This is a genomic window from Aminobacter sp. UC22_36 (assembly GCF_044056035.1).
In the GTDB taxonomy this organism is placed as follows: Bacteria; Pseudomonadota; Alphaproteobacteria; order Rhizobiales; family Rhizobiaceae; genus Aminobacter.
The window spans coordinates 347,548-363,493 of the sequence record NZ_CP171995.1 but is presented as its reverse complement, the minus strand read 5'-3'; the positions used below and the strand labels follow the sequence as shown (position 1 = coordinate 363,493).

The window sequence follows — 15,946 nt, the reverse complement described above, 5'->3', positions numbered from 1 at the left end:
GAACGATCATGGCAACCCTGTCACGCCGCGACTATGCGGCAATGTATGGCCCAACCACCGGTGACGGCTTCCGTCTCGGCGACACCTCACTCGTCGCCGTCGTCGAGAAGGATTATGCCGTCTATGGCGACGAGTGCCTGCATGGCGGCGGCAAGACCTTGCGCGATGGTGCCGGCCTTGCCGCTGGCGTCACCAGTGCCGAAGGCGCGCTCGACTTCCTGTTGTGCAACGTCACCGTCATCGATGCGGTCGTCGGCATCGTCAAGGGCGACCTCGGCATCAGGGACGGCAAGATCGTCGGTATCGGCAAGGCCGGTAATCCGGCCATCATGGACGGCGTCGATCCGCGGCTCATCGTGTCGGCGGCAACCACGGTGCGCGACTGCGAGGGCCTGATCGCCACCGCTGGCGCGCTCGATGTGCATGTGCATTTCGACAGCGCGCAATTGTGCGACCACGCCATTGCCTCGGGCATCACCACCATGCTCGGCGGCTCGCTTGGGCCGATCACCGTCGGCATCGACTGCGGCGGCCCGTTCAATGTCGGCAAGATGCTGCAGGCGGCGGAAGAGTGGCCGATCAATTTCGGCTTCCTCGGCCGCGGCAATTCGCACAAGCCGGCCTCGCTGGTCGAGCAGATCGAGACCGGTTGCCTTGGCCTCAAGCTGCATGAGGACTGGGGCACGATGCCGGCCTCGATCGACACCTGCCTGACGGTTGCCGATCAACTCGACTTCCCGGTCCAGATCCATACAGACACGCTGAACGAATCCGGCTTCCTCGAGGACACGCTCGCCGCTATCAACGGTCGCACCATCCACATGTACCACACGGAAGGCGCTGGCGGCGGCCATGCGCCCGACATCATCAGCGTCGCCGGCGTGCCGTGGTGTCTGCCGTCCTCGACCAACCCGACCAACCCCTACACGATCAACACTTTCGACGAACACCTCGACATGACGATGGTGTGCCATCACCTCAATCCGGCCATCCCCGAAGACGTCGCCTTTGCCGAAAGCCGCATCCGCGCCCAGACCATCGCGGCCGAGGACATCCTGCACGACATCGGCGCGATCTCGATGCTTGGCTCCGACAGCCAGGGCATGGGACGCATCAACGAGGTGATCTGCCGCACCTGGCAGCTTGCCGACAAGATGAAGAAGCAGCGTGGCCGCCTGCCCGAGGAGGCGACACGCTTCGGCGACAATGAACGCATCAAGCGCTACGTCGCCAAATACACCATCAATGCCGCCCGCACCTTCGGCATATCAGAGCATGTCGGCTCGCTCGAAGACGGCAAGATGGCCGACATCGTGATCTGGCGCCCGGCCTTCTTCGGTATCAAGCCGGAACTGGTCATCAAAGGCGGCTTCATTGCCTGGGGAGCAATGGGCGACAGTGCCGCCTCGCTGATGACTTGCGAGCCGCTGTTGCTGCGCCCGCAATGGGGTGCCTTTGGACGCGCCAAGCAGGCGCTATCGGCGTGTTTTGTCAATCCGCTGGCCATCGACCGAGGCCTTGCCGCGACGCTCGACCTGAAGAAGGCGCTGCTGCCTTCGCGCGGCAATCGTGGCCTGTCGAAGAAGGACATGCTGCGCAACGATGCCTGTCCCAACATCCGTGTCGATCCGCAGACTTTCGACGTCTTCGTCGACGGCGAACTCGCAACCTGCGAGCCGGCGCACGAGCTGCCGCTGACCCAACGCTACATGCTGAGGTGACATCATGGATACCAGGACGTCTTTCCATTCGCCTTCACCGTCGCGTGTCGGGGCTGCCCGCATCGGCATCGGCGGGCCTGTCGGCTCGGGCAAGACCGCGCTGATCGAACGGCTGATCCCGGCCTTCGCCGCGCGCGGCGTGTCGCTGGCGATCGTCACCAACGATCTGGTGACGGCTGAGGACGCCGAGCGTATCCGCCGATCCGGACTGATCGACCCGGCGCGTGTCGCAGCGGTCGAGGCCGGGGCCTGCCCGCACACCGTCATCCGCGAGGACCCAACGCTCAACATCGCCGCCGCCGACGATCTGGAAGCGCTGTTTCCCGATGTCGAGCTGATCCTGATCGAGAGTGGCGGCGACAATCTTGCCTCGACCTTCTCGCTCGATCTTGTCGACTGGTGGATGTTTGTCATCGATGTCGCTGGCGGCGATGACATTCCGCGCAAGAAGGGCCCCGGCGTCCTCAAATGCGACCTGCTGGTGGTCAACAAGATGGATCTGGCACCGTATGTCGGCGTCGACCTCGAACGCATGACCGCCGAGGCGACCGCCGTGCGATCGGGCAAACCAATGGCCGTCACCAACTGCCGCACCGGCGAGGGCGTTGCAGCAATCGCCGACCGCATTCTTGCCGACGTGTTGTTCAGATGACGTCGCACTGGCCCCAGCCACGTCACCACGAAGTCCTGGCGCAATCGCGGCAGGCTGGGGCACGATGCGGTCGCTTCGAGCTAACCTTTTCCCGCCATGGCGGACGCACCCATCTGGGGCGCCAGTTCGTTTCTTACCCGTTCCACATGACGCGGCCGTTCGCGCTTGATGCCGCCATTCCCGCGCTGCTCACCGTCTACCAGCAGTCCTCTTCAGGCGGGCTCTATCGCGACGACAGGCTGGGCAGCCGCTACGAGCTCGGTACTGGTGCGGCAGCTCATGTCACCACCCAGGCGGCAACCGTCGTGCATGATTGCCACGGCCAGCCGGCGCAGCAGGCGACCGAGATTGCTCTGGAGGAGGGTGCCTTCCTGGCGTTGACGCCAGATCCGCTGGTGCTGTTTCCCGGCGCATCCTGTTCAAGCACCATCCAGGCAAGGCTGGCGCCCGGCGCTGTGCTGTTTTTGTCAGACGCCTTTACCTGTCATGACCCGGAGGGTCGATTGCGGCCTTTCGACTGGGTGGGCGCGGACGTTGTCATCCGTGATGCCGCTGGCCGCTTGCTGGTGCGCGACAATCTCGAAGTGACAGGCGCGCAGCTCGCAGGGCCCACCTCACCCATTGGACACTGGCGGGTCGTGTCCAGCTTCATGTTGTTGGGCGACCCCGCTCGGCTTCCGATAGCTGAAGCGCTTGTTGCGCTGAACAACACGACGTCGGCGATCGTCGGCGTCACGGCACTGGCCAATGGCGCGGGCTGGGGCATTCGTTGCCTTGCCGCCGATGCGGTGACCGCACGCGGCATCGCCGAAAGCCTGTTTGGGCTGGCCGTCCTGGCTGCCTTCGGCAAACCGCCCATGCCACGGCGCAAATGACAACCGCATTCGCATCGCAACCATTGAAAGGAAGCAGATCATGAACAGCAAATCTCTCACAAGGTCCGCCGTGTTGGCTGGCGTCTTCGCGTTGGCACCGGGCCTCGCTAACGCCCATACCGGCCTTGGCCATGTCGATGGTTTTGCGCACGGCTTTGCCCATCCGCTTGGCGGGCTCGACCATGTCCTTGCCATGGTCATGGTTGGTCTGTTCGCATCGCAGTTGGGTGGACGGGCCCGCTGGCTGGTGCCGGCAAGTTTTGTATCTGTGATGGTGCTTGGCGGCATATTTGGTCTTGCCGGCATTGCCGTGCCCTTCGTCGAACTCGGCATAGGCCTGTCCATCGTCGTTCTCGGCGGCATTGTTGCCTACAACTTCCAGGCGGGTTTGACCGCCGCCATGGCATTGGTCGGCTTCTTTGCGGTTTTCCATGGCTATGCCCACGGTACGGAAATGCCGGAGAGTGCCAGCGGCCTGGCCTATGGTTTGGGCTTTGTGCTCGCGACCGCAACGCTGCACGCCGCCGGCCTTGGCTTCGGCTTGTTGCTCGATGGCAAGGGCGGGGCGAAAGGGGCGCTCCTTGTCCGTTCGCTTGGCGCAGTGGCAGCCGTCGCTGGCGTCGGCGTGGTGACTGGTCTCGTCTGAGACCGGTAAAGCCATCGGCTGCCGCGCGAGCGTCGCAGCCTGCATATGCCCAACAGAACGAGGTGCCAGGATGACTACTTCAGTCCCTGTACATCAGGCCCGCCCCATGGGATTGCCTGCGCGGGTGGTTGCGGCCTTTGCCGGCAGGAAAGCCGCGGCGGTCCCACTGCACCAGGATCCGCATGCGGTTCGTGTCCCTGGGGAAAACGAGCTGCAGGCGGCGATCGGCCGCGAGGTGCGGGCCTGTCGCAAACGCCATGGCATGACCGCCACCGAGCTTGCCGGTGCCGCAAACATCTCGGTCGGCATGATGTCGAAAATCGAAAACGGCGTCATCTCGGCGTCCCTGACCACACTGCAGGCCTTGTCCCAGGCGCTCAGTGTGCCGATGACCGCGCTGCTTAGAAGCTTCGAGGAGGAGCGCAGCGCGGTGTTCGTCAAGGCCGGGGCAGGGGTCGCAGTCGAACGGCGTGGCACGCGGGCTGGCCACCACTACAATCTGCTCGGCTACGTCGGCTCCAGTTCCAGCGCGGTTTCCGTCGAGCCCTATCTCATCACCCTGACCAGCCACACCGACACCTTCCCGTTGTTCCAGCATCCGGGCATGGAGTTCCTCTATCTGCTCGAAGGTGAGATCACCTACCGACATGGGTCGCAGCTCTATCACATGACCCCCGGCGACAGCCTGTTCTTCGACGCCGACGCGCCCCACGGACCCGAACAACTGACCAAGCTGCCGGCACGCTTCCTCTCCGTCATCTCCTATCCGCAAGCCGGAGAGGAGTGATGCGTCTCCGATCATTTCACCAAAACGATCGGTCCGATTTTTCGACTGCTTGAAAGGTTGAAATCCATTCGTTTTCGTCGAAACGCGCTGTTCGACGACCTCAAGGGACGAAAATCACCACTCACGAGCTGGCGACAGCATGTCTGCAACGTGGCAGCTCGCCATCAAGGGCGATTGGCGGACCTAAGGTGACACTGGCGACAGAATCTGCTCCCTAAAGGGTCGGCAAAACCCTCCGGATATGATCGGCAAATGCCTCGACCGCTGGCGAGCTTTCGGCATCGGCGTATGCGATCAGCATGCCAAGGGTCGAAAGCTGCGGCAGTGGCGCGTTGAGGATGTAAAGGTCGGACGGGACCGCTTCCTTGGTCATGACGCTGATGGCCATCCCGGATCGTGCAACGGCGATCAGTCCGGCCAGACTGTTGCTGGCGTAGGATATCTTGTAGCGCAGCCCGGCACGGGCCATGGCGTCGCAGGCGGCCCTGTGGTCCATGGCATTTGAGGCCGGCAATGCCATCGGGATTGTCTCGCCAAAATCATGCAGTTCGAGCGTCGGCTTGCTGCCTACCCAGACAAGCGGCTCGGGCCGCACGACGTCGGCGGAATCGGTCGCATTGGGAGTCGAGACGAGCGCGAGGTCGACCTGCCGTGAATTCAGCAGGCCCCGCAGTTCGACTGTCGGCGCCGAGACGACCTTGATCTCGACATCGGGATAAAGGCTGCCGAAGGTTTTCAGGATCGTGGGAAAGAAGGCGATCAGATAATCTTCGGGGCTGCCGAATATGATCGAACCGTGCAAGCCCTTGTCCGAGAGCGCTGAGACCGCGTCGTCCTGCAGCTTGAGGATGCGCTCGGCATAGACGAGGAAACGGGCGCCGCTCGCCGTCAGGCTGACACCGCTGCCTTTGCGATGAAACAGGCTTTGGCCGATCACCTCTTCCAGCCGCTGTATCTGCATCGTCACCGCAGACTGTGTCCGCCCGACCTGCACGGCCGTCGCGCTCAAGGTCCCCAGTTGCGCCGCCCGGACGAAGGTCGTCACCAATCTCAGGTCAAGTGGCGCCTGCATATCAAATCTCCTGATATCTGAATCCTAACATTATCAATTTTACTGCAAAAGCACCAACCCCTATCGTTCGACCGAGCGTCATCAAAGGGGTGAGACATGTCGAACAACCGGGATTCAGCGTTTTGGGCTTCGGCGAGGAAGCACCTCATCCGCTATGGCGGCAGCTTCGAGCCGGCGATCATCGAACGTGCTGCCGGATCGTTCGTCTATGATGCCGACGACAGGCCGATCCTGGACTTCACCTCCGGCCAGATGAGCGCCCTGCTCGGTCACGGCCACCCCAGGATCGTGTCGACTGTCAGCCGGCAGGTCGAAAAGGTTGCGCATCTGTTCAGCGGCATGCTGTCCCGCCCGGTGGTCGATCTCGCCGAGCGTCTTGCCGGGCTGGCGCCCGGCCTCGACAGGGCGCTGCTGCTGTCGACGGGTGCCGAATCGAACGAAGCGGCCATCCGCATGGCCAAGCTGGTCACCGGCAAGCACGAGATCGTTGCCTTCTCCAAGAGCTGGCATGGCATGACCGGTGTCGCGGCCTCAGCGACCTATAGTGCTGGCCGAAAAGGATATGGGCCTGCCTCCGTCGGCTCGCTTGCCATTCCTGCGCCCAACAGCTTCCGCCCGCGCTTCAAGCATGCCGACGGCAGCCTCGACTGGCGCACCGAACTCGACGACGCCTTCAACCTGGTGGACAGCCAGTCGACGGGGAGCCTGGCGGCCTTCGTCGCCGAGCCGATCCTGTCGAGCGGCGGCATGCTGGAACTGCCTCTGGGTTATCTCGCCGCTCTCCAGCAGAAATGCCATGAGCGCGGCATGCTGCTCATCCTTGACGAGGCGCAGACCGGCATCGGCCGCACCGGAACCATGTTCGCCTTCCAGCGCGACGGCATCACCCCCGACATACTGACGCTGTCCAAGACCATTGGCGCGGGCCTGCCTCTCTCGGCGGTCATGACGACTGCGGAAATCGAAGAGGCGGCATACGCCAAGGGCTTCCTGTTCTACACCACGCATGTCTCCGACCCATTGCCGGCGGCTGTCGGCCTGGCGGTGCTCGACGTGGTGGAAGACGAGAAGCTCGTCGAACGGGCCCAAAATATGGGTGCCAGGCTCTTCGACGGACTGTCGCTGTTCAAGCAGCGTTACGAATGTGTCGGCGACGTGCGCGGCCGCGGCCTGATGCTAGGTGTCGAGATCGTCAAGAACGGCAAGGATAGGGATCCCGACCATGAGCTGGGTGCGCGGATCGCGGCGGAGGCGTTCAGCCGCGGCCTGAGCATGAACATCGTCAAGCTTCCCGGTATGGGCGGCGTGTTCCGCATCGCCCCTCCGTTGACGATATCAGAGGCTGAACTGGATCTCGGCCTGAGCATCATTTCGGACTCGATCGAAGCCGGGCTAACCGCTGGTACAAGCGGTTCCAGCATAGCCGCAGAGTGAAAGGCACTCCAGAAATGACCGATACGAGCATCAACAGCCAGGGCGACGGCGCCAGGGCGGAGATTGACGTGAATGCGCCCGGCACCATCCGGGTGCTTGTCGCCAAGCTCGGCCTCGACGGCCATGACAGGGGGGCCAAGGTCGTGGCCCGGATCCTGCGCGACGCCGGCATGGAGGTCGTCTACACCGGCCTCTACAAGTCTCCAAACGATGTCGTCAGCGCGGCGATCCAGGAAGACGTCGACGTCATCGGCGTCAGCCTGCTGTCGGGCTCACACCTGCCGTTGTTCCAGGAACTCGGCCGTTGCCTCAGGGAAAAGAAGGCCGAGCATATTTTCGTCGTCGCCGGCGGCGTCATTCCCGAGCACGACTACGCCGCCCTGTCGAACAGCGGCGTCGACGCCATCGTCCCGCAGGAAGCAAGGGGTGACCTGATCGTCACGACGATCAGGAACCTGATCGCCGAACGTGGCCGCATATGACGGCGTTCGCCTCATCCCGGCCGGTCCGGCGAGCGGCCTATGTGCCCTCGGCAGAGTTCGTCCCTGAAGTGCTTTCGGGCAGCATCCTGGCCGTCGCCCGGATGATCTCCCGCGCCGAGGCAGGATATGCCGAAGCATCGGATGCGCTGGCGGAAATCTACAAGCACACCGGCAAGGCGCATGTCGTCGGCATCACCGGCGTGCCGGGTGCCGGCAAGTCGACGCTTGTCTCTGCCCTCATCAAGGCCTTTGCGTCAGACGGGCACAAGGTCGCCGTGGTTGCCATCGATCCCAGCAGCCCGTTTTCCGGAGGTGCGATCCTCGGCGACCGGGTGCGGATGAGCGAGGCGGCGCAGTCCTGCCAGGCCTTCGTCCGCAGCATGGCGACGCGTGGACATCTCGGCGGCCTGGCCCGCTCGACGCTCCAAGCAGTCGATGTCCTCGATGCGGCGGGATACTCGCCGATCATCATCGAAACGGTAGGCGTCGGTCAGGACGAGGTCGAAGTGGTGACCGCCGCCCACACCATCGTGGTGCTGTCCGCGCCGGGGCTTGGCGACGACATCCAGGCGATCAAGGCCGGCATCCTCGAAATCGCCGACATCCACGCCGTCAGCAAAAGCGACAGGCCCGACGCATCGGCAACGGTCGCGGCACTGCGCGGCATGATGACCCTCGGACCGGGCCGGCCAGGCTCGGACTGGCAAACGCCGGTTCTCCCGGTCAGTTCGGTTTCGGGCGAACGGGTCAACGAGCTCAAGGACGCCATCTCCAGGCACTGGGACCATCTCAGGGACAGTGGCGAGGTGCACGAGCGCGAGCGCAGCATCGGCAGGACGCGGATCCTCGGCACCGCCAGACAGCTCTTTCAGGACAAGTTCAAACGCGACGCAGACGAACTCGAGGCCCACGTTCAGGCGGTGGTGAGCCGGACCATGGATCCGTCCGCCGCCGCCTGCCTTTTGCTGGGTTGGGACAATGAGGTGCCGGCATGAATCTGTTCTCAGCTGAGGCGATCGAGGAGATCAGGGAAAAGCAGGCCGAGTGGGAGGCAAACGAACTCGCCGCCACGCTGAACAGCAGGCCCGAGGAAAAGCCGGACTATGAGACTGAATGCGGCATTCCGTTGAAGCGGATCTACACCGCAGCCGACGTCGCCGGCATCCCGGCCAGTGATCTCGGATTTCCGGGCGCATACCCTTTTACCCGTGGCGCCTATCCGACGATGTATCGCGGGCGTCCGTGGACCATCCGGCAGGTCGCCGGCTTCGGCAATCCCGAGGCAACGAACCAGCGCTACAAATACATGATCCAGACCGGCCAGACCGGGCTTTCGACCGACTTCGACCTGCCGACGCTGCTGGGCCTCGATTCGGACGATCCGATGGCGTTCGGTGAAGTCGGTCGCGTCGGCGTGGCGATCGATACGGTTGACGACGTCGACCGCCTGTTCGACGGCATAGATCTGGAGAAGATCTCGGTCTCACTGACCATCAACCCCTCGGCCTGGGTGATCTACGCGATGTTCGTCGCGGTCGCGGAACGGCGCGGCTACGACCTGCACAAGCTGACCGGAACGCTGCAGGCCGATCCGCTGAAGGAATATGTCGCGCAGAAGGAATGGATCTACCCGGTGCGGCCCGCCGTCAGGCTGCTGCGCGACCTGATCATGCACAGCGCCAAGACGACGCCGAAGCTCAATCCGATCAGCCTGAGCGGCTACCACCTGTCCGATGTCGGTGGCAATGCGCTGCAGGAGATCGCCTTCATCATGGCCTTCACCATCGCCTATTGCGAGGAGGTCATCGCCGCCGGAATGGACATCGACGACTTCGCGCCCAGGCTGTCGTTCTTCTTTATCAGCCACCAGGATTTCTTCGAACAGATCTGCAAGTTCAGGGCAGCCCGGCGCGTCTACGCCAAGATCATGTCCGAGCAGTTCCACGCCAGGAAGCCGGAATCGATGCGCCTCAGGGTGCATGTGCAGACGGCGGCGATGAGCCTGACCAAGGTCGAACACCACAACAACCTGATGCGCACGGCGATCCAGGCGCTGGGCGCGGTGCTCGGCGGCTGCCAGAGCATGCATACCAATGGCCTTGACGAGGCCTTCGCCATTCCGACCGAGGAGGCGATGAAGCTGGCCATCCGGACCCAGCAGATCATCCGCGACGAAATCAACGTGACGTCGGTGATTGATCCACTCGGCGGCTCCTATTTCGTCGAACGCCTGACGCGGGACATGGAAAACGAAATCTGGAAGGTGCTGGACGAGGTCAAGGAGCGCGGCGGCGCCATCAAGCTCGTCGAGGAAGGCTGGTTCCAGCAGAAGCTGGCCGACTCGGCATATGCGACCTTCAAGAAGATCGATAGCGGCGAGAAGGTCTCCGTCGGCGTCAACCGCTATGTCGACGAAACGAGCGGTTCAGCCGAGGTGCACATCCATCCCTATGACGACCAATGCACCCAGCTGCAGATCGACCGCCTGAACGCGGTGCGCGCAAACAGGGACAACGGGCTCGTACAGCAGCTGCTGGGAGATCTCGCCCAGCAGGCCCGGTCCGACGACATCAACCTGCTGCCGAAGACAATAGAGCTGGTGAAGGCGAGAGCGACGCTCGGCGAGATTTGCAGCGCGCTGCGAGACGTCTGGGGCTCCTACGCCGAACCGATGATCGTATGAGGAGCCCATCATGACATCAGCAGTGATTTCGACAGAGGACGGCGCCATCTCCTGGATAAGGCTGAACCGGCCGGAACGGCTCAACGCCATGAACGGCGATCTCGTCAACGAGCTCTCGGCGGCGCTGACGGCGGCCGAGGCGAGGGCGGCCACTCGCGTCATCATCCTGCATGGCGAGGGGCGCGCCTTCTGCTCCGGAGACGACCTTAGGGATCTCGACGCGCAGACCACCTCGGAAGCGGCGACGCAGGCCTGGGTCGAGTCCATCCAGGACATCACGCTGCAGATCATGCAGTCGCGCAAGATCGTCATTGCCGCGGTGCATGGCTGGTGCGTCGGCGGCGCGCTCGAATGGGTGGTGAACTGCGACTTCCGGCTGTTTGCCGACAATACGCGCTGGTTCTTCCCCGAGGTCGGCTACGGGCTGTTTGTAACAGGCGGCGTGACTGCGCTTTTGACCAAGCAGGTCGGGCCGCAAATCGCCAAGGAGCTGATGATCCTCGGCGAACGCCACGATGCAGCCAAGGCGGTCGAGGTCGGCATCGCCTGGAAACTCTTCGCCGAGGCCGACCTGCTCGACGAGGCAAAGAAGCTGGCGCTGGCGATTGCCGCCCGGCCCGAGGATGCGGTGGCCGACATCAAGCACGCCATCAACGAAGGTTTCCACTCCTCGCTCGCCGCCGCCATGGCGCTCGAGACCAGAGCCACGGTCAGCGGCTTCCTGTCCGCCGAAGCACAGGCACGGGCAAAAAGGTTCTGAACGCGCCATGACACTTCGCAGCGTCTCATCTCCCGCCTACATACCGGGCAAAAACGACGACGACCTGGAGAACCGGGTTCTGCCACGGATCCTGCTGCGGCAGGCCGAGCGGTTCGGCAGCAAGCCATTCATCGACGTCTGCGGGCGCAGCGCGAGCTTCGAGGACATGCTGCAGGTTTCGAGCCAGCTGGCTCGCGGCCTGCGCCAGCTGGGCGTGAACCGGTCGGACCGCGTGGCGATGCTGCTGCCCAACTGCTTCGAGCTCGTCGCGCTCTGGTTTGCGACATCGAGCCTGGGGGCAATCGAGGTGCCGACCAATCCCGGCCTGAAGGGCGACCTGCTCTGCCACAACCTGAACAATTGCGGCGCGGAGGTGCTTGTTGCCGATGCCAGCGCGCTGGCCGAGCTAGCGAAGGTCCAGGACAGCCTGCCCAGCCTGCGGACGCTGATCCTTGTCGGAACGGCCCCCGCCGAGGCGCGGGCGGCGGGCATCAGGATCGGCCGCATCGTCAGCTTCGAAGAATGCATGGCGCCGCAACTGGGCTTCGACCTTGTCGATGTCCACTACTCCGACCCAATGGCAATCCTGTACACCTCCGGTACCACTGGCCCCGCCAAGGGCGCATTGATGTCCCATCATCACTGCTATGCCTGGGCGGCAGCGATGGCATCCAATCTCGGCTACACCAGCAGCGACAGCTACTTCTCAGCCTTGCCGCTGTTTCACACCGACGCCCAGATGTTCGGCGTGCTGTTGCCGTTGATCTACGGCACAAAAACCACGCTGGTCGAAAGCTTCAGCGCGTCGAGATTCTCGGGATCAGGTCCGCGCCAGCGGCGCAACCGCGACCAATCTGCTCGGTGCGATGGCCGTCATCCTGATGCGTGCTCCGGCATCGGACAACGACCGCAATCCCGTCAGGGTGTGCCAGTGCATTCCGATGGTGCCTGATAAAGAGGCGTTCGAACCCCGCTTCGACATGCGGCTTGTCACCGGCTACGGGCAGACTGAGACCAGCTTCGTGACGCTGGATACGGTGGACGACACCCGACCGGGCTCCTGCGGCCGGCCGCATCCGGATTGGGAGGTGGCGATCGTCGACGAGGCCGACAGGCCGCTGCCGCCCGGCAGCGTGGGCGAGATCGTCTCGCGTCCGACCAAGAGCTGGAGCATGTTCTCCGGCTATTACCGGGCCGAGGCAAAGACCGTGCAGACGCTCCGGAACCTTTGGTACCACTCCGGCGATGCCGGCTTCATGGACAAGGACGGCTGGCTCTATTTCAAGCATCGCCTCAACGAGGCAATCCGCCGCCGCGGCGAGAATATTTCCGCCTATGAGGTGGAGACGGTTGCCGAGAAACACCCCGACATCGTCGAAAGTGCCGCTTTCGGGGTTCCCTCCGAGTTCACCGAAGAGGACATCATGGTCGTGGCCTTGCGCCGGGCCGGCTCGAGCGTGGAGCCGGCCGAGTTGCTCGACCACTTCCGGGATCTCGCCCCCCGCCACATGGTCCCACGCTACATCGAGATCACCGACACCCCGTTGCCGAGAACGCCGACGGAAAAGGTGGCGAGGAACACCTTGCGCCTGCGCGGTGTGGGGCCGGCGACATTCGACCGGGGTCAGCGTTAGCGCGGGAGCTTGATGCGGTGGAACGTCGGATGGTCGCTCCCTGTTTCGTCGACGATACGCTCGAATGCCTGCGCCGCCACGACGTGCCCATAGCACCTCTCCTGGCACGGCTGGGGCTGCCGCCCACAATCTCCGAACCCATCTCCGCCGGGCAGTACGGCGCGCTTTGGCGGGCGGTGGCCGAGGCCATGGACGACGAGTTCTTCGGCGAGGGTGCGCGGCCGATGCGGTCGGGCAGCTTTGCCCTGCTGTGCCATGCGGTGCTTGCGACACAGACGCTTGAGCATGCGCTGCGGCGCAGCCTGCGTTTCCTGCGCGTCGTCCTGGACGATCCTCATGGCGAACTGATCGTCAGGGACGGACTGGCGGAGGTTACCCTGCGCGATGCCGGCCCACTGCGCTCGGCCTTTGCCTATCGCACCTTCTGGATCATCGTTCATGGCCTGAACTGCTGGCTTGTCGGCCGGCGCCTGCCGATCCGCTGGGTCGATTTCAAATGCAGCGCGCCTGCAACCGGAACCGACTACCGCCTGTTCTTCGGCGCTCCGGTGCGCTTCGATCAGCCCGAAACGCGCCTGGTCTTCGATGCCGACTTCCTGAAGCTGCCGGTCATTCGCGACAACTGCGCCTTGCGTGAATTCCTGCGCCAGGCGCCGGCCAACATCCTGGTGCGCTATCGCCATGACGAGGGGCTTTCCGCCGCCATCCGCGGACGCCTGCATGGCATGGTTCCTTCGGCCTGGCCAAGCCTCGGCAACCTCGCCACCGGCATGCGCATACAGGAGCCGACCTTGCGCCGCCGGCTGCAGCAGGAAGGCCAGACCTACCGTTCGATCAAGGACGAGATGCGCCGCGCTTTGGCAATGGAAGCGCTGTTGAGTGGCGGCCGGACGGTCGCCGATGTGGCCGCCGACATCGGCTTTTCCGAACCGAGTGCGTTCCATCGCGCCTTCCACAAATGGACAGGCAAGAGCCCCGCTTCGTTTCGCCGGGAAGCCATCGTCATGGCCGATGCCGAGGACGGTCCAACCTTGAGCCCGCTCGCGCCCTACGCGCAGGGTGCGGCGACCCGCAAACATTGCAAAATCGATCACCAAATCTGAGCGCGGCGGTCATCGTCGGTCCGCTTGCTTCGTAGCAACATGCTCGGGAGAACAACGCATCCGGGCCTGAACAATGCAGATCAAGGACAAGGTGTTTCTGGTGACCGGAGCAGGCTCGGGGCTGGGCGCGGCGGTTGCCCGGATGCTTGGCGACGAAGGTGCCAGCGTGCTCGCCATCGACATGAACGCGGCCGCCGGAGAGAAGACGGCCGCGGAACTGGCCGGCAAGGCGCGTTTTTATCGCGCCGACGTCACCAGCGAAGCCGATGGTCTCGCTGCGGTGAAATACGCCGAGGTGGTTTTTGGCGGCATCCACGGGCTGGTCAACTGCGCCGGCATCGCACCGGGCGAACGGGTCATCGGGAAAGACGCTCCGCATGGCCTCGACAGCTTTGCACGGACTGTTGGCGTCAATCTCGTCGGCACCTTCAACATGTTGCGGCTTGCCGCCAGTGTTATGGTGAAGGGCGAGCCCGACGCCAATGGCGAGCGGGGGATCATCGTCAACACGGCATCCATCGCCGCCTTCGACGGTCAGATCGGCCAGGCCGCCTATGCCGCGTCGAAAGGTGGCGTCGTCGCCCTGACCCTTCCCGTCGCACGCGAGCTGGCGCGCCATGGCGTGCGCGTCGTCACCATCGCGCCGGGCATCTTCGAGACACCGATGATGGCCGCGATGGCGCAAGAGGTGCGGGACGCTCTCGGCGCCAGCGTGCCGTTTCCGCCGCGCCTCGGCCGCCCTGACGAGTACGCCGGGCTGGTCAAGCACATCTGCGAAAACACCATGCTGAATGGCGAGGTCATCCGCCTCGACGGCGCGCTGCGCATGGCGCCGCGCTGAGCAGATGCAAGAGGAGAGCTGGGTGAACAGTCGTGATCCGGTCGTCATAGCAGGGGCAGCCAGGACACCGCTTGGTGGGTTCCAGGGAAGCTTGAAGGACCTCACCGCCCCGCAGCTTGGGGCGGCCGCCATCCGTGCCGCCCTGGAGCGGTCGGGGCTGGACACCGGCCTCGTCGGTCAGGTCCTGCTTGGTTGCGTGCTGGCAGCGGGCCAGGGCCAAGCACCGGCGCGCCAGGCAACGCTTGCAGCCGGGTTGCCGCTCGGCGTCGGCGCCACCACCGTCAACAAGATGTGCGGGTCCGGCATGATGTCGGCGATGCTCGCACACGACCTCATCGCCGCGGGATCGGCGAAAGCAGTCGTAGCCGGTGGCATGGAGAGCATGTCGAATGCGCCTTACCTTCTCGATCGCGCGCGTTCCGGCTATCGCATGGGGCATCATCGCCTCGTCGACCACATGTATCTCGATGGCCTTGAGGACGCCTACGACAAAGGGCGCCTGATGGGCAGCTTCGCCGAGGACTGCGCCGAGGCCTACAGGTTCACACGCGACGCGCAGGATACGTTTGCCCTTGAGTCGCTCGACAGGGCACGGCAGGCCATCGTCGACGGCAGCTTTCGCCAAGAGATCGCTCCGATCACGGCAACGGACGGCAAGGCCGAACGGCTGGTCAGCGACGACGAGCAGCCGCAAAAGGCCCGCACCGACAGGATCGCCTTGCTGAAGCCGGCCTTTCGCGAAGGCGGCACGGTGACGGCGGCAAATTCCTCGTCGATTTCGGACGGTGCCGCAGCGCTTGCTCTCATGCGTAGCTCGGAGGCGGACAGAGCCGGCCTCGCTCCTCTTGCGGCAATTCGCGGCCATGTCACCCATGCCCAGGCGCCCAATCTCTTCACCACGGCACCGGTCGGCGCCATCCGCGGGCTTTGCGAAAGGATCGGCTGGCGTCTCGAGGACGTGGATCTCTTCGAGATCAACGAGGCGTTCGCCGTCGTGCCTATGGCAGCGATGCGCGACCTCGACTTGCCGCGCGACAAGGTGAACGTCCATGGCGGCGCCTGCGCGCTTGGCCATCCGATCGGCGCGTCGGGCGCGCGCATTCTCGTCACACTGGTGTCAGCGCTCCGCAAATACCGGCTGCGGCGCGGCATCGCCGCGGTCTGCATCGGCGGCGGCGAGGCGACCGCAATGGCGGTGGAACTGATGTCCTGACGGCCGGAAGGACCTGACCGCCGTTCAACAAGAAAACACCGAC

The 15,946-nt window shown here is 64.0% G+C and carries 16 protein-coding genes; 15 read left to right on the top strand and 1 reads right to left on the bottom strand.

Annotation, left to right across the window (positions count from 1 at the left end; translation table 11 throughout):
• Positions 1-8 precede the first annotated feature (8 nt).
• From ureC to ACHMW7_RS01675, 5 genes are all read left to right on the top strand, one after another.
• On the top strand, positions 9-1,721 hold the full coding sequence (gene ureC, locus ACHMW7_RS01695) for an urease subunit alpha (protein ID WP_395446159.1): 1,713 nt from the start codon (positions 9-11) through the stop codon (positions 1,719-1,721).
• 4 nt (positions 1,722-1,725) lie between these two features.
• Positions 1,726-2,373: an urease accessory protein UreG gene (gene ureG, locus ACHMW7_RS01690; RefSeq protein WP_395446158.1), complete on the top strand. Its 648-nt coding sequence runs from the start codon at positions 1,726-1,728 to the stop codon at positions 2,371-2,373.
• Positions 2,370-3,248 carry an urease accessory protein UreD gene (locus tag ACHMW7_RS01685; protein ID WP_395446157.1) on the top strand — a complete coding sequence of 293 codons (879 nt, stop codon included), beginning with the start codon at positions 2,370-2,372 and terminating at the stop codon, positions 3,246-3,248. The genes ureG and ACHMW7_RS01685 overlap by 4 nt, the downstream gene beginning before the upstream one ends.
• 40 nt (positions 3,249-3,288) lie before the next feature.
• Complete coding sequence (locus ACHMW7_RS01680) at positions 3,289-3,894, top strand: HupE/UreJ family protein (protein WP_395446156.1); 606 nt, start codon at positions 3,289-3,291, stop codon at positions 3,892-3,894.
• A 106-nt stretch (positions 3,895-4,000) separates the two neighbouring features.
• The gene (locus tag ACHMW7_RS01675) at positions 4,001-4,681 is read left to right on the top strand and encodes a helix-turn-helix domain-containing protein (protein ID WP_395446155.1); all 681 of its coding nucleotides are present in this window, start codon (positions 4,001-4,003) and stop codon (positions 4,679-4,681) included.
• A gap of 214 nt (positions 4,682-4,895) precedes the next feature.
• On the opposite strand, the gene ACHMW7_RS01670 is transcribed toward ACHMW7_RS01675, so the two are convergent.
• The gene (locus tag ACHMW7_RS01670) at positions 4,896-5,753 is read right to left on the bottom strand and encodes a LysR family transcriptional regulator (RefSeq protein ID WP_395446154.1); all 858 of its coding nucleotides are present in this window, start codon (positions 5,751-5,753) and stop codon (positions 4,896-4,898) included.
• Positions 5,754-5,849: 96 nt separating this feature from the next.
• On the opposite strand from ACHMW7_RS01670, the gene ACHMW7_RS01665 reads away from it, so the two are divergent.
• The 10 genes from ACHMW7_RS01665 (at position 5,850) to ACHMW7_RS01620 (ending at position 15,903) form a co-directional block, all read left to right on the top strand.
• Entirely contained in the window at positions 5,850-7,187 is a 1,338-nt protein-coding gene (locus tag ACHMW7_RS01665; RefSeq protein WP_395446153.1) for an aspartate aminotransferase family protein, read from the top strand.
• A gap of 14 nt (positions 7,188-7,201) precedes the next feature.
• A complete protein-coding gene (locus ACHMW7_RS01660; protein WP_395446152.1) occupies positions 7,202-7,669 on the top strand; it encodes a cobalamin B12-binding domain-containing protein in 468 nt (155 codons plus the stop codon).
• Positions 7,666-8,664 (top strand): methylmalonyl Co-A mutase-associated GTPase MeaB, encoded by a 999-nt coding sequence (gene meaB, locus ACHMW7_RS01655; RefSeq protein WP_395446151.1) that lies wholly within the window; start codon positions 7,666-7,668, stop codon positions 8,662-8,664. The genes ACHMW7_RS01660 and meaB overlap by 4 nt, the downstream gene beginning before the upstream one ends.
• Positions 8,661-10,352: a methylmalonyl-CoA mutase family protein gene (locus tag ACHMW7_RS01650; RefSeq protein ID WP_395446150.1), complete on the top strand. Its 1,692-nt coding sequence runs from the start codon at positions 8,661-8,663 to the stop codon at positions 10,350-10,352. Before meaB ends, ACHMW7_RS01650 begins: the two co-directional genes overlap by 4 nt.
• 10 nt (positions 10,353-10,362) lie before the next feature.
• A complete protein-coding gene (locus tag ACHMW7_RS01645) occupies positions 10,363-11,112 on the top strand; it encodes an enoyl-CoA hydratase/isomerase family protein (RefSeq protein WP_395446149.1) in 750 nt (249 codons plus the stop codon).
• 7 nt (positions 11,113-11,119) lie between these two features.
• Positions 11,120-12,064, top strand: coding sequence for an AMP-binding protein (locus ACHMW7_RS01640; protein ID WP_395446148.1), 945 nt, complete (start codon positions 11,120-11,122; stop codon positions 12,062-12,064).
• Positions 11,979-12,746 (top strand): AMP-binding protein, encoded by a 768-nt coding sequence (locus ACHMW7_RS01635; protein WP_395446147.1) that lies wholly within the window; start codon positions 11,979-11,981, stop codon positions 12,744-12,746. Before ACHMW7_RS01640 ends, ACHMW7_RS01635 begins: the two co-directional genes overlap by 86 nt.
• 17 nt (positions 12,747-12,763) lie before the next feature.
• Positions 12,764-13,849: an AraC family transcriptional regulator gene (locus ACHMW7_RS01630; protein WP_395446146.1), complete on the top strand. Its 1,086-nt coding sequence runs from the start codon at positions 12,764-12,766 to the stop codon at positions 13,847-13,849.
• 73 nt (positions 13,850-13,922) lie between these two features.
• Positions 13,923-14,690, top strand: coding sequence for a 3-hydroxyacyl-CoA dehydrogenase (locus ACHMW7_RS01625; protein WP_395446145.1), 768 nt, complete (start codon positions 13,923-13,925; stop codon positions 14,688-14,690).
• A gap of 22 nt (positions 14,691-14,712) precedes the next feature.
• Positions 14,713-15,903, top strand: a complete 1,191-nt coding sequence (locus ACHMW7_RS01620; RefSeq protein WP_395446695.1) for an acetyl-CoA C-acyltransferase — start codon at positions 14,713-14,715, stop codon at positions 15,901-15,903.
• The last annotated feature ends 43 nt before the right edge of the window (positions 15,904-15,946 follow it).